The following is a 13,601-nucleotide window of genomic DNA, read 5'->3' on the forward strand; positions in this document are numbered from 1 at the left end:
TCCACCCGTCCGTATTGAAAACCCTTTCTTCCATTATAGATGACTTCCCCGGTTTTAGGAAAGTAAAAAAAGCAACGGTCCAAAACCCAAAATCAATTAAAAAACGGCGGGATACCGGTCTAACCGTATCCTGCCGTTCTTTCTGCCATGGGGCGGATAAACCGCCTGTCTGAAAGCCCGCTGTTTTTAGGGGGCTGCTGTGAAACTTTTTGCCGTCATTGTGTTTGCTTATAGTCTTTTAAATACGATACCGGTTTATTGACCGGGACGGCTGCGCCTTTATAATGCTTTTTGATAAAGTCGGAGACTTCTTTTGAATGATAAATGTTTACAATTTCTTTCAGCGTTTTGTCATTCTTGTCTTTTGTCCGGGCTGCGATAATATTGATATACGCTTTGTTGCCCGCATCTTCACGGAAGATGGAGTCATTCGTCGGGTTTAAGCCGGCATTAATGGCCATATCGCAATTGATCACAGCGAGTGCCGAATCATCCAGGCCGCGCGGTGTTTGGGCGGCATCCACGGCAGTAATTTTCAAATGTTTCGGGTTTGAAGCGACATTTTCAAGCCCGCCTTTGCCTGTGAAACCTTTTTTCGTCGTAATCAAGCCGGCTTTTTGCAGCAAAAGCAAAGCCCTTCCGAGGTTCGTCGGGTCTTTCGGAATCACAACCTGGTCGCCGTCTTTTACTTCGCTGATCTTTTTATACCTTTTCGAGTAGATCCCCATCGGCCAGATATTCGTTGTGCCGATCGCCGATAGCTTCAGATTGCGTTGTTTTATAAAGTCATCGAAATAAACAACCGTCTGGAATGCGTTAATATCAATTTCCCCGTCGCTTAATGCGAGGTTCGGCTGAACATAGTCGTCAAAGCGGACAATCTTGATATTGATATTTTTCTTTTTCGCAAGTTTCTGGATTAAATTCCATGTCGGCACTTCAGAAGTGGTTGTCCCGACTTTGATTGTCTTTGTGCTTGTGCTGCCCGAATTGTTTTTGGCCCCGCATCCTGCCAAAACCAGGATGAGCCCCAATAATAGAATCGCAAATTTTTTCATCGCTCTAAGTCCCCCTGCACTTAATTTTTTATAAAAAGATGTAACCCTTTTTTTCGAGATTACTTTCTCCGAATTTTTTTGGAGAGAAAGTTGCCCAATGTCTGGACAAGCTGGGTGAAAATGACCAGCGTGATAACGGTAACGATCATGACGCCTGTCTGAAACTGGTTGTAGCCGTACGTGATCGCCAAATCCCCGATCCCACCGGCACCGACCGCGCCCGCCATCGCGGAAGCCCCGATCAGCCCGATGGTGGCAATCGTTAAATTGAGCACCATGGACGCCTTTGCCTCCGGAAGCAAAAACCGCCAAATAATCTGCCAGTTCGTCGCCCCCATTGACTGCGCAAGTTCGATTGTCCCTTTGTCGACTTCAAGCAGTGAACTTTCAATGAGCCGCCCGATGTAAAAAGCAGTGTACAAAACGAGCGGCACAATCGCTGCCGTTGTTCCGATCGCTGTCCCGACAACCCAGCGCGTAAACGGAATGATCGCGACAACGAGAATAATAAACGGGATCGACCGGAAAATATTGATAATCACATTTAAAATATTAAAAATCCATTTGTTTTCCCAAATGCCGTTTTCCCGGGTAATAACGAGGATCACGCCGACCGGAACGCCGATGATGATGGAAATGATTAATGATACAGCCACCATATACAGCGTCTGGCCCATTGCCGTGAAAAATTGCGGCCAAAACCATGACCAATCAAATGCCATTTTTCTCCACCTCCCGAATGATGGCTTCGTGATCGTTAATGTACTGAATGGCCCGCTTCATTTCTTCCGGGTCGCCTTTCAATTCGACAAGCAGGTTGCCGAAAGGAATGCCTTGAAGTTCGGTGATCATGCCATGAAGCACATTCAGGTCGATTGAAAAATGTTTTGCCGTATTGGATAACAGCGGCATATTGGTGGAAGCTCCTTTAAATAGGATCCGGTAAATGCCGTGCGGATTGTCTTTGCTGCTTTCATCGATCAGTTTTTGCACCGACGGCGGAATCGAATCATTCAGCACGGTTTTCACAAAGCTTCTTGCAATTTGCGTTTTCGGTTCTGTGAAAAGGTCGAGCACCGGGCCCTGCTCTACAATTTTTCCGCCGTCCAGTACCGCCACTTTATCACAAATGTCACGAATGACGTTCATTTCATGGGTGATCATCAGGATCGTGATGCCCAGCTCATCCCGGACTTTCCGCAAGAGGTCGAGCACGGCTTCGGTCGTATTCGGGTCAAGGGCCGATGTTGCCTCGTCACAAAGCAGGATGTCGGGATCCGTCGCCAGGGCCCTTGCAATCCCGACCCTTTGTTTCTGGCCGCCTGACAACTGGCCAGGATAGTGGTGCATTCTGTCTTCCAGCCCGACAAAAGACAATAACTCTGCGACTTTTGCCTTAATCTCTTCCTTCGGCCGGTGTTCCAGCACAAGCGGCATGGCCACATTTTGAAAAATCGTCTTAGACTGGAGCAGATTGAACTGCTGGAAAATCATGCCGATTTTTTTCCGCTCTTTGCGCAGCTCTTTCGGCGGCAGGCGCACAAGGTCGACCCCGTTAACGAGCACTTTCCCGGAAGTCGGCCGTTCGAGCAGATTTACGCACCGGATCAGCGTGCTTTTCCCGGCGCCGCTGTAGCCGACCACCCCGAAAATTTCCCCTTTTTCAACACGCAGATTGATGCCTTTTAACGCTTCAACCTTTTTGTCCTTCCCTTTGCCGTATACTTTATGAATATCTTCTAATACCAGCATGTTGAAATCTCCTTCTGTTCCTTTTAGCAAAAAAAAACCCGCTTTCATTCGAAAGAGGTTTGCCGGTCAAGTGACTTATCTCTCAGAATGAACCATTCTGCAGGAATTAGCACCTTTCAAAAAAAGATTTGAAGGTTGCTGGACGTCATCGGGCCTGTCCCTCAGTCTCTCTGGATAAGTTATTCATTTGTTATATTTAAATATTAGTGGACGGCTCGGGATTTGTCAATTCATTATTTTATATTTTTTTGTTTTCCAATCATCAGACAACTTGAAACAAAGCCCGGTTTCCGCGCCACTCCACCTGAATTTCATGCTCAAAAAAGCGGGAAAGCACTTGTTTTTCAATCATCTCGGACGTGCGGCCCTGCCGGAAAACTTCCCCGTTCCTGATCAGCAATGTCTTTTGGAAAGCGGGGGAAATTTCTTCCGGATGGTGCGTCACATATACAAGCGCCGGGCCGTTCTCATCTTTTGCCAGCTCTTCCACACTTTCCAGCAAAATTTCCCGGGCAAATAAATCCAGCCCGTTGCAAGGCTCGTCCAAAATTAAGATGCGCGGTTCCGCCATTAACGCGCGCGCGATTAAAAGCTTCTGCCGCTCTCCTTGCGAACAATGTCCATAAGCACGGCCATAAAGGGCGGCACAATGCAATTGTTCCATCAAGCGCAAGGCTTTTTCTTCGTCTTCTGCATCCACCGCTTCATACAGCCCGATCGATGCATATTTGCCGCTGATGACCACATCGCGTGCAAGCTGGGTGCGCGGTATCCTTTCCTGGATGGAGGAGCTGACCCAGCCGATTGATTTCCGCAGTTCCGGCAGGCTTGTTTTTCCGAACGCTTTGCCGAGCACCTTGATGCTGCCCTTTGTCGGCCAGATATACCCGTTGATCATATTGAGCAAAGTGGTTTTGCCGGAACCGTTTAAGCCGAGGACAGCCCAGTGCTCCCCTTTTTTGACCGTCCAGTGAATGTCCGAGAGCAGTTTTTTGCCATCGCGCACCAGGCTCACACCAGCAACTTCGATTATATTTTCCATCTGTTCCATCCCCTTACATTTCGTACAAGTTTTCAGGCGCACAGGGGTTCACCCTGCGCCCTTCATTTATTCATGCTGGCGAGAAAATCCCCGAGCAGGTCTTCCGCATCTTCTTCTTTTTCCGGCGCTTCCGCTTCAGGGGGTGCCGGTTCGGCGGCGGCAGTTCTCCAGTCGAACGCATCAAGATCATCCGAACCGGGCGGCTCACCACCGGATTGAACCGGTTCCGGGTCTGCTTCTCCACTGGTTTGCGGCAATTCGTCTTCCTGTAAAAAAAGCGTATCATCCATAGAAACAGGTTGTTTCGAGAGGGCAGCAAAAAGCGAAGTCGCCCGGAGCGGATCCTGAATCAGCTCGTAAACAATGCTGCCGAGCATTGCTTCCGAATGTTCGTGCTTCAGCCAGTCATGCTGCACTTTTGTCAGTTTGCGCGGCAGCGGAATTGTAATCGTTTCTTTGTCTTTTACGAGCGACTGGTTCACGCCCTGTATCACATACCCGGCTATTTTGGCGGAGAAGTTCCGTTTCTCTTTTTCTTTTAACTTTGACAACTCTTTTAAAATATGATCGGGCGTATCCTGGGGGATCCGGAACGCAATCGTCTGGCCCCGCTTCATCCCGCTTTGATTTTCCATATTTTTTCACCTTATTTGGATTCGACCGGTTTCTTTCCTTTGTCTTCCGGTTTATTGTTTTTCCTCACATAATCCGAAATTAATTTGTAGTAAGCATTGGCCATCATCCAGATGCTCTCTTTTTCATCTTCAAAGAAATCGATATTGTAGCCATCAAGGCTGTTGTTCAACGTTTTTAAGTAATCTTTTAGGACAACAGAACCGCCGCCGACAAAATAGCAAATCTCTGTTTGCGAGTTTTTCTGCCAAACGTTCCGGAGCAGACGGTATTGTTTCTTCGCAAGGTCAAACAGGATGCGGTCTGTAATGTCGTGCACGCTTGTCCGGCTGCCTTTCACCATAATATGGTTGCGGTCATGCTTTTTCGTGATAATATCGACCACATCGCGGCGGCTGTCCAGTTCGACCCCGTATTTGACGCGGATTTCTTCACGGATCTGTTCAAGCGCTTCTGATACGCCGAGATTAAAGCCCTGCGCCCGGTCATCATCGACTGTCCTGTTTTTGATCACGGCGATATCCGTTGAGAGGCCGCCGATATCCTGGATCAAAATGCGTTTATCAATCAAATCGCGGTTAATGATGTTTAAATCGTTATCCATGACGAGATTGATAAAAGCGGCAAAGCCTTCCGGATACACTTTGATTTCGTCAAATTTCAGGTTGACTTTCAATCCCTGGTATTTCGGCGTGACAAGAAATTCCACCTGGTGGACGGATCCAAGCAACTGCGACCGGTAGCCCGCATCTTTCCCCTCTTTTACTTCGCGGAGCGGCAGGCCTGTCCCAAGTGTGTAATTGGCATCAATCACATTCTGGTTGCGAGTAAAAACTTTGGCGTTTTCTTCCCTTACTGCGTCAAGCGCAAGGCTTGTAAAAAGCAGGACGAGGGTCTGGTCCTCTTCCGATTTGCTGCTCCCAGGGTCCAGTTCGGTTGCATTATCACTTTTGGTTGCGAGCTCCCCGACACGGTAAATCACGTTATTTTCCTTTAAAGCAGGGGAGTGGACTTTTACATGGATGCCTTCAAGCGGATCTTTGCTGTCCAGTTCCTCAATGCCGATTACCGGCCGGTCTTCTATATCCCGCGCGATGACGTTCGGGATATTGAGCTCATACTCCATTTTTCCAAAAATGCCTTTTAAAGAATCATTGCCTACATCGACTGCGGCAATCCGCGTCTTTCCCATTCATTTTTCCTCCCTGTATCGCTTTCTTTGGCTTACTCTAAGAATATCTGAGTCTATAAAAATAATCAATACTCTGAACTTTTTTAACGAAAATGTAAACTTGTTTGCGGCTTGTAAACTTTTGAAAAATGTTGCCATAAAGCCATGTTTACAGCTTTGCAAACAAGTTTGCATTTTTGTATACAAGTGTTTGCGCTTGTGTAAACATGTAAACAGATTTGAAAACATGCAAACAAATACGCAAATAGGAGCAATATCCGCTCCTCCATAAAAAATTCACGGGTTTTTCCAAAATTCCAATTGACAGTGCGGCAATAAAGGCTACAATGTTTCATAGTATTGAAGAATGAACATCCACCAGGCCTGGCAACAAAACCGGTATAAAAGGCTGGGGGTATCATATAAAAGGGGGGAAATTGTTGACAACACAACAGCAATATTACAAAGACCAGACCCTGTTTCAGATTTCTTGGCCGCTCTTTATTGAGCTTTCTTTGCATATGGGGATCGGGATCATCGCAACCCTTATGCTCGGCCACTACGCCGATGATGCGGCTGCCGGGGTGGGCGTGGCCAACCAGCTGTTGAATATGTTTATTCTCATTTTTAATGTCACATCCGTCGGCGCAATTATCCTGATCGGGCAGAATCTTGGCGCCGGGAAAATGAAAGAGGCGCGCCAGGTCGCCCATTCCGCTTTCGGGCTGAATTTTTGGTTCGGCCTTGCCGTTGGGCTTTTTGTTTTTCTGTTTGGGCAACTGCTCCTCGGGTTTTTCGACATTCACGGAAGGGTTTATCAATACGCGCTGACATTTGTCAAAATTTGCGGGGCTTCCCTGTTTCTCGAGTCCATCTCCCTTGCTTTAAGCGCAGTGCTGAGGAGCCACGGTTATACAAAAGAGTCGATGCTTGTCACCGTTATAATGGATTTAATCAGCATCTTCGGGAACATTTTGGCCATTACGGGCATTTTCGGGCTCCCGGTTACAGGCGTCATCGGGGTATCGTGGGCCATTGTGGTTGCCCGCGTTTTTGCGGTATCGGCGCTTCTTTTCCTTGTCTACCGCAGGCTCACATTGAAAATGGGCATCCGTGATATCATTTCTATAAAGAAAGAAGATATCCGTGCATTGCTTGAGATCGGAATTCCCTCGGCCGGCGAAAATTTTTCCTACCAGTTTTCCCAGCTGGTGATTACCGGGTTTATCGCCGTACTCGGGGAAGCATCCCTGGCTGCGCGCGTTTATTTAAATAATATTTCGATGATCTGTTATCTGTTTACCCTTGCCATTGCATCCGGCACCCAGCTGCTTGTCGCCCGGTATGTCGGTGCGAAAACGTATGAACGCGCCCTGAAGCGCGGGATGAAAACTTTAAAGATTGCAATGATGGCTTCTTTTTTTACTTCGCTTGTGATTGCGCTCATCGGCTCGCCTGTTTTGCACGTGTTTACGAAAAGCGAAGACATTCTCGCCGTCAGCATCCCGATTCTTTGGGCCATTGTTTTTACAGAACCGGGGCGGGCCATGAATATCGTGCTGATGAGTTCCCTGAAATCAGCAGGCGATGTCCGCTTCCCGGTCATGATTGGCATTTTTTCCATGTGGGTATTTGCAGCCGGTTTAAGCTATGTCCTTGGGGTGCATTTCGGGCTTGGGCTGCTCGGCATTTGGATTGCCCAGGGCATTGACGAATGGTTCCGGGGCATCTTTGCCACCCGGCGCTGGCTTTCAAAGCCTTGGGAAAGACTGTCGCTTCTCAGAGCCTGACCATTTTAATGGCAGGCTTTTTTTCTGTGGAAACGCCGGAGGGTGCAATGTTTTCTCACCTATAAGGGCACGAGCGGGCAGTGATGATTGTACGATGAAAAAGGCCCGTACCCGGAACCCAAAAGGATTGTTAGCAGAAAAAGAAACCTGTATCATGGAAGTAGTTGAAACTACAGCCAAAAGGTGGAAAAGCCATGAATATCCTTGTTACGTTAAATGAAAATTACCTCCCTCCCCTGAAAGTGTTAATAAACTCTCTTGTCCAAAACAATCCTGAAGAAGCGTTTTCGATCTACCTGCTACATTCCACCATTTCTGAAGAAAAACTTTCCGGGCTGCATCACTATATTGAAGAGAAAGGGCACCATTTTTTCCCGGTGCGGATTCCGCCGGATCTGTTTAAAGATGCGCCGGTCCTCAGGCATTACACTTCAGAAATGTACTACCGGCTTACTGCCCACTTGTTTTTGCCGGCGCATCTTGACAGGATTCTTTATCTCGATCCCGATATCGTCTGTATCAACCCCGCCGCCGCATTTTATTACTCAGATTTTGAAGGGCATTTTTTTATTGCATCCGAACATGAGCACTCGGCAAAAAAGACCCGCCTGATCAATAAACTGCGCCTACGGACCCCGAATGCAAAAGGGTATTTTAACACCGGCGTCCTCCTTATGAATTTGGAATTGATCCGGCAGCATGTGAAAGTGAAGGAAATCTTTCAATTCATTGAGGAAAATAAACTGAAGCTGCTCCTGCCCGACCAGGACGTATTCAATGCCCTGTTCTGGAACAAAATAAAACCTGCCGAAAGCTACCGGTATAACTATGACGCCCGTTTTTTTGAACGTGCCGCATTTATTAAAAAACAGGACATAGAGTGGATTAAAAAGCACACCGTATTTATCCATTATTGCGGAAAAGACAAACCATGGCATCCCAACTACAAATATGCGCTCGGAACGTTTTACCAAAAATATTGCGAATAAATACAAGCTTTTGGGCCGGGTTTGGTAAAATATAGACATACCGAAAATGAGGAGTGAAGATAATGAAAGAAGCGTTAATGAAAAGATTTACTACATACGTTAAGGTCGACACACAGTCTAACGAAGAGAGTGTCCATTGCCCTTCCACAGACGGGCAATGGACACTCCTTCGCATGCTTCGCGATGAGCTGGAATCGATCGGCATGGAGGAAGTCCATCTGGATGAAAACGGCTATCTTTTTGCCACTTTGCCTGGCAATACAGATAAAGAAGTCCCGGTCATCGGATTTTTGGCACATGTCGACACGGCGACAGATTTTACGGGAAAAAACGTCAACCCGCAGATTATCGAAAACTATGACGGGAAGGCCATCGTTTTGAACAAAGAGCAAGGGGTTGTCCTATCTCCGGATGAATACCCGAACTTAAAAAATTATATCGGCCAGACTTTGATTACAACGGACGGCACGACGCTGCTCGGCGCCGATGACAAAGCCGGCGTGGCGGAGATTATGACGGCCATGGACTATTTGCTGAAGCACCCTGAAATCAAACACGGCAAAATTAGGGTCGCCTTTACCCCGGATGAAGAGATCGGCAGAGGGCCGCATAAATTTGATGTGAAAACGTTCGGTGCCGATTTTGCCTATACGATGGATGGCGGCCCGCTCGGTGAACTCGAATATGAAACGTTTAACGCCGCTTCCGCTAAAATTACAGTCCGCGGCAATAATATCCACCCTGGGAGCGCAAAGGGGAAAATGGTCCATTCGGCAAAAATTGCGATGGAACTGCACAACCTCCTGCCCGAGGATGAAGTGCCGGAACGGACGGAAGGTTATGAAGGATTTTATCATCTCCTGTCCATCCACGGAGATGTCGAGCAAACAAAACTGTACTACATTATCCGCGACCATGACCGCGAAAAATTCGAGGCAAAAAAGGCAAACCTCCAGTCGATTGTCAACCGCTTAAAAGAAAAATACGGCGAAGATAACATTACGCTGGAATTGGCTGACCAATATTACAACATGAAAGAAAAAATTGAACCGGTAAAGGAAATTGTCGATATTGCGCATGACGCCATGAAGAGCCTTGGCATTGAGCCGGTCATCTCTCCTGTCCGCGGCGGCACGGACGGGTCACAGCTGTCTTACATGGGGCTGCCGACGCCAAACATTTTTGCCGGCGGGGAAAACATGCACGGCAAATACGAATACGTTTCAGTGGAAACAATGGAAAAAGCCGTCCAGGTCATTGTTGAAATTGCAAAACGGTTTGAAGCAAGAGCGTAGCCAAAATAGCCGATATTTCGACTGCCGGGACTTTTAAAAAGACCAGAAATGAAAAAAACCGTTGGAATAGGTGAATTTCCAGCGGTTTTTTTGTATTTAGGGCTTGCTGAATAAGCGAGATTCCTAGATTTGGCAAGGATGCTGACAGCTTTGGCGATCATTTAAATGCAAGGGTTTACAACAAATCCAGGGAAATGCCTGCACGCGAAAGCCGATTCAACGTCCGGAGAAGATCAAATCACCCCTTTTCGCAAATGGATTCTTCTATATTTTGAGACAGAGGTTGCAGATAAATTGGGCACAAACTCAGCGTCGGATTCGTTCAGCAAGCCCTATTTATATTTTTCCACCAAAACCAAACAGGCATTTGCAGAGATTTTAAAATCATTTCAGAGAGGGCTAGTTTGAACACCCCGCTGCACCAGAATAAAAAGGCAGGCCTCTTTCATGCCGTTGGACAAGATAAAAAGGTGTCCTTTCGCCAGCTACTGCCGGCTTTAGGACACCGCGTTTTGATTATGATTCCGTTATCGGTTTTACCTGCTGGGCTGTATTTTCCGGAAGGCTGTCGCGCGGGATGGTTTTCCGGATAAAGAAAGCAAGAATAAAGGCAATCACAGCCAGGTAGGTGGCAACCATAAAGGCATCATTGATCCCCATCACCGTTCCCTGCCTTGCAGCAAGCGCCGCATGAATTTTATCCGCAGGGGAAATTTGACTGGAGACCATAATATCCTTCGTATGCGCAATCCCTTTATTCGTCATGACCGAGACAAAAAAGGCCGTCCCGACAGCGCCTGCTACCATCCTGAAGGTGTTCACCATCGCAGTGCCGTATTTATTCATCGCAAGCGGCAGGTCATTCAACCCGGCCGTAAAGATCGGCATCATCAAAATAGAAATCCCGAAACTACGGATCGTATAAATGGTGACGACATAAGTAAAAGATGTATCCAATTTCAGACGGGTCAATGCAAAAGTAGTCACAATGGTAATGGCAAGCCCGATTAAAGCAAGCCATTTTGCACCATAGCGGTCAAACAGCCGCCCTGTAATCGGCGACATAATCCCCATGATGACCCCGCCCGGCAAAAGCATCAGCCCGGACATAAGCGGCGAGAAACCACGCACGTTTTGCATATAAATCGGCATTAAAATCATACCCGAAAACAATGCCATCGTCACAATAATATTAATCACCATCGTTAACGTAAACACCGGATAACGGAAAATGCGGAATTCCAAAATGGGATGGTCTATGACCCACTGGCGCCAGACAAACAAGCCGAAAGCAATCACCCCGACTGCCAGCGTCGTCATTACTTCCACACTGTCCCAGCCTTTCGTGCCGCCGGTTGAAAATCCGTATAAAATACCGCCGAAACCGAGCGAAGACAAAATAACACCGATTTTATCAAGTTTCGGCCGGCTCGTTTCCGTCACATTTTTTACAAAAACAAAAGCGAAGATCAAGTCAATGATTGCGATCGGCAAAATAATGAAAAACAGCGTCCGCCACGAGTGGTTTTCCACAATCCACCCGGAAAGCGTCGGCCCGATTGCCGGTGCAAAGTTCATGGCGACCCCGAAAATCCCCATTGCAAAACCGCGCCGGTCAGGTGGAAACAGCACGAAAATGACGTTTGTCATCAGCGGAAAAATAATCCCCGCTCCGGCCGCCTGGACCACCCGGCCAATGAGCAGCACAGAAAACCCTGGTGCGACTGCACAAATCAGCGTCCCCACCGCAAACAGCCCAATGGAGAACAAAAACAGCTGTCTTGTTGTAAATCGGCTCATAAGGTACGCCGTGACCGGAATGACAATCCCGTTTGTGAGCATGTAAATCGTAGAAAGCCAGTTTGCCGTAGAAGCGGAAATGTGTAAATGATTCATAATTTGCGGGAGGGCAACATTAATCAGCGTCTGGTTTAAAAACGCCACCAGTGCGCCAGCCATCATCACCGCAAAAAAAGGGACAATCCTGATAGAACTATTTTTTGTATTCATTGTTTCCATTCCAATCCCCCATTCATGATGTTAGTGTAAACGTTGTATACCGGAACTATGCCGGAAATGCAGATGGTTTTTCGTTTGGCAGAAGTTTTGAAGAAAACTCCCGCCACTCAAGCGGGAGAAAGAAAGCGTTTCAATTATTTAGAGAGGGTAAACTTTCGGTACTCTAACTATTTTATTCATTTTATGCTGGAAGTCAAGAGAAAAGTTTACTTAATTAGGGATTGCTGAATAAACAAAAATTTGACAAGGATTTTGGCTACTTTTGTCTAATATAAAGTGTAAGGATTTTATAGGAAACGTGTAAAAAACCTTGCACTTGGAGGCCGCTACGATGTACAAAAAGACCGAACATCAATTAACTTTTGTAGAAGATTTTTTTCTACCATTCGGTGGAAAATTAAATAAAGAAAATCGCTGGGTCCGTCTTGCTGAATTAATCCCTTGGTGGGCTGAAGAAAAGTATGCCAAGTCCTTCAAGAAAAAATTCAAAGGTGAAAAGGCTTATTCTGTCAGAGTTGCTCTTGGGGCTCTCTATATCAAAGAACGGCTTGGGCTATCTGACCGGGAAACAGTCGAACAGATCACGGAAAACCCGTATCTTCAGTATTTTATCGGGTTGCCTGAATTCCGGAAAAAGCCCCATTCGATCATTCTCTGATGACTCGTTTTAGAAAACGTTTGGGTGCAAACATCATCAATGAACTGAATGAATGGATTGTTCTGGAAGAACAAGAACGCCAATCGGAAGAAGCATCTAAAGAAAATGACAACGATGATGATCATCAACCTTCCGGTTCTGCTTCGGAAAAGAATTCAACTGGATCAGCGTCTCCTAAAATGAAGAACAAAGGAAAGCTCATTCTGGAAGCAACCTGTGCACCGGCTAATATTGCTTACCCTACTGACCTGGGGCTATTGAACGAAGCTCGTGAGAAACTGGAACATATCATTGATGTACTGCATGAACCGCACAAAGGAAAGTTACAAAATCCACGGACCTACAGAAAAAGGGGCCTGTAAGGACTATCTTTCTGTCGCTAAGCAACGCAAAGCTGGTGTCTGGAAAATCCGGAAAGCTGTCGGCAAACAACTCGGATATGTGAAATGGAATCTGGAGATCATTGGAAATCTCATTACCCAAAGCTCTCTGTCTCTTTTGAGTAAAGATGAATACCGACAACTCCTCGTGATTCATGAACTATACTGCCAACAGGCAGGAATGTACAAAAAGAAAACCCATCGGATTGACCACCGGATTGTGTGCATTTCCCAGCCGCATGTCCGTCCAATTGTGCGTGGCAAGGCAAAAGCGAACGTGGTATTCGGCTCAAAAGTCGCCATTAGCGTTGTAGATGGCTATGCCTTGATTGAGCAACTCGACTGGGAAAATTACAATGAAGGGATCACCCTTAGAGAATCTATTGAGAACTACTACTGAGAACTACTACAACCGGTTCGGATTTTATCCAGAAGCGATTTTAGCAGATAAAATCTACCGAAACCGTCACAACCTGGCATACTGCAAATCTCTTGGCATTCGTCTGAGTGGGCCAAGGTTGGGACGCCCATCCAAAACGGAAGACAAAACCTTAGAACGCGTGGCAAGGCAGGATGCCTCCGAACGTAATGCCGTTGAAAGCAAATTTGGCGAAGGCAAGCGCAAGTATGGGCTAGGCCTTATTCGAGCACGCCTTCAGGAGACCAGTGAAACAGTAGTAGCCCTTCAATTCCTTATAATGAATCTGGAGCGGAAGCTCAGGGTTCTTTTTTTGAAATTTTTACACAACACTATTTTATATTTTAATAACCGCAATTTGGCTTGTATCTGACAGAATCTGATTCGTTCAGCAAG

The 13,601-nt window shown here is 46.7% G+C and carries 10 protein-coding genes, 1 pseudogene and 1 riboswitch; of the genes and pseudogenes, 4 read left to right on the forward strand and 7 right to left on the reverse strand.

Going from position 1 to position 13,601, the window contains the following annotated elements; genetic code table 11:
* Positions 1–215 precede the first annotated feature (215 nt).
* The 6 genes from NST20_RS15765 to NST20_RS15790 form a co-directional block, all read right to left on the reverse strand.
* On the reverse strand, positions 216–1,058 hold the full coding sequence (locus NST20_RS15765; protein WP_013860819.1) for a MetQ/NlpA family ABC transporter substrate-binding protein: 843 nt from the start codon (positions 1,056–1,058) through the stop codon (positions 216–218).
* Positions 1,059–1,117: 59 nt separating this feature from the next.
* Positions 1,118–1,780 carry a methionine ABC transporter permease gene (locus NST20_RS15770; RefSeq protein ID WP_017552056.1) on the reverse strand — a complete coding sequence of 221 codons (663 nt, stop codon included), beginning with the start codon at positions 1,778–1,780 and terminating at the stop codon, positions 1,118–1,120.
* Complete coding sequence (locus NST20_RS15775; protein WP_019721649.1) at positions 1,770–2,810, reverse strand: methionine ABC transporter ATP-binding protein; 1,041 nt, start codon at positions 2,808–2,810, stop codon at positions 1,770–1,772. The genes NST20_RS15770 and NST20_RS15775 overlap by 11 nt, the downstream gene beginning before the upstream one ends.
* A gap of 72 nt (positions 2,811–2,882) precedes the next feature.
* A riboswitch (SAM riboswitch) is annotated at positions 2,883–2,991 on the reverse strand.
* Between the two features lie 81 nt (positions 2,992–3,072).
* A complete protein-coding gene (locus tag NST20_RS15780; protein ID WP_017553481.1) occupies positions 3,073–3,852 on the reverse strand; it encodes an ABC transporter ATP-binding protein in 780 nt (259 codons plus the stop codon).
* A gap of 62 nt (positions 3,853–3,914) precedes the next feature.
* The gene (locus tag NST20_RS15785; protein ID WP_029142457.1) at positions 3,915–4,487 is read right to left on the reverse strand and encodes a hypothetical protein; all 573 of its coding nucleotides are present in this window, start codon (positions 4,485–4,487) and stop codon (positions 3,915–3,917) included.
* 11 nt (positions 4,488–4,498) lie between these two features.
* Positions 4,499–5,677: a ParM/StbA family protein gene (locus NST20_RS15790; protein WP_017553483.1), complete on the reverse strand. Its 1,179-nt coding sequence runs from the start codon at positions 5,675–5,677 to the stop codon at positions 4,499–4,501.
* A 419-nt stretch (positions 5,678–6,096) separates the two neighbouring features.
* Between NST20_RS15790 and NST20_RS15795 the strand changes: the two genes are divergently transcribed.
* The 3 genes from NST20_RS15795 to pepT all read left to right on the forward strand — a co-directional run bounded on the left by NST20_RS15795 (position 6,097) and on the right by pepT (position 9,730).
* Positions 6,097–7,446, forward strand: coding sequence for an MATE family efflux transporter (locus NST20_RS15795; RefSeq protein ID WP_327076496.1), 1,350 nt, complete (start codon positions 6,097–6,099; stop codon positions 7,444–7,446).
* Between the two features lie 194 nt (positions 7,447–7,640).
* Entirely contained in the window at positions 7,641–8,435 is a 795-nt protein-coding gene (locus NST20_RS15800) for a glycosyltransferase family 8 protein (protein WP_342399803.1), read from the forward strand.
* Between the two features lie 62 nt (positions 8,436–8,497).
* Complete coding sequence (pepT, locus tag NST20_RS15805) at positions 8,498–9,730, forward strand: peptidase T (RefSeq protein WP_026104792.1); 1,233 nt, start codon at positions 8,498–8,500, stop codon at positions 9,728–9,730.
* Positions 9,731–10,246: 516 nt separating this feature from the next.
* Here pepT and NST20_RS15810 read toward each other — a convergent pair.
* Positions 10,247–11,749, reverse strand: a complete 1,503-nt coding sequence (locus NST20_RS15810) for a DHA2 family efflux MFS transporter permease subunit (RefSeq protein ID WP_340703880.1) — start codon at positions 11,747–11,749, stop codon at positions 10,247–10,249.
* 331 nt (positions 11,750–12,080) lie between these two features.
* Here NST20_RS15810 and NST20_RS15815 point away from each other — a divergent pair.
* Positions 12,081–13,578, forward strand: a pseudogene (locus tag NST20_RS15815) (IS5 family transposase).
* Positions 13,579–13,601 lie beyond the last annotated feature (23 nt).

Source organism: Weizmannia sp. FSL W8-0676 (genome assembly GCF_038593015.1).
In the GTDB taxonomy this organism is placed as follows: domain Bacteria; phylum Bacillota; class Bacilli; order Bacillales; family Bacillaceae_C; genus Weizmannia; species Weizmannia coagulans.

Bases quoted from the DNA above. Each gene is read 5' to 3' on its own strand.
- pepT (WP_026104792.1), top strand. From the start codon at position 8,498: ATGAAAGAAGCGTTAATGAAAAGATTTACTACATACGTTAAGGTCGAC.
- NST20_RS15800 (WP_342399803.1), top strand. From the start codon at position 7,641: ATGAATATCCTTGTTACGTTAAATGAAAATTACCTCCCTCCCCTGAAA.
- NST20_RS15765 (WP_013860819.1), bottom strand. From the start codon at position 1,058: ATGAAAAAATTTGCGATTCTATTATTGGGGCTCATCCTGGTTTTGGCA.
- NST20_RS15790 (WP_017553483.1), bottom strand. From the start codon at position 5,677: ATGGGAAAGACGCGGATTGCCGCAGTCGATGTAGGCAATGATTCTTTA.
- NST20_RS15785 (WP_029142457.1), bottom strand. From the start codon at position 4,487: ATGGAAAATCAAAGCGGGATGAAGCGGGGCCAGACGATTGCGTTCCGG.
- NST20_RS15780 (WP_017553481.1), bottom strand. From the start codon at position 3,852: ATGGAAAATATAATCGAAGTTGCTGGTGTGAGCCTGGTGCGCGATGGC.
- NST20_RS15775 (WP_019721649.1), bottom strand. From the start codon at position 2,810: ATGCTGGTATTAGAAGATATTCATAAAGTATACGGCAAAGGGAAGGAC.
- NST20_RS15770 (WP_017552056.1), bottom strand. From the start codon at position 1,780: ATGGCATTTGATTGGTCATGGTTTTGGCCGCAATTTTTCACGGCAATG.
- NST20_RS15810 (WP_340703880.1), bottom strand. From the start codon at position 11,749: ATGGAAACAATGAATACAAAAAATAGTTCTATCAGGATTGTCCCTTTT.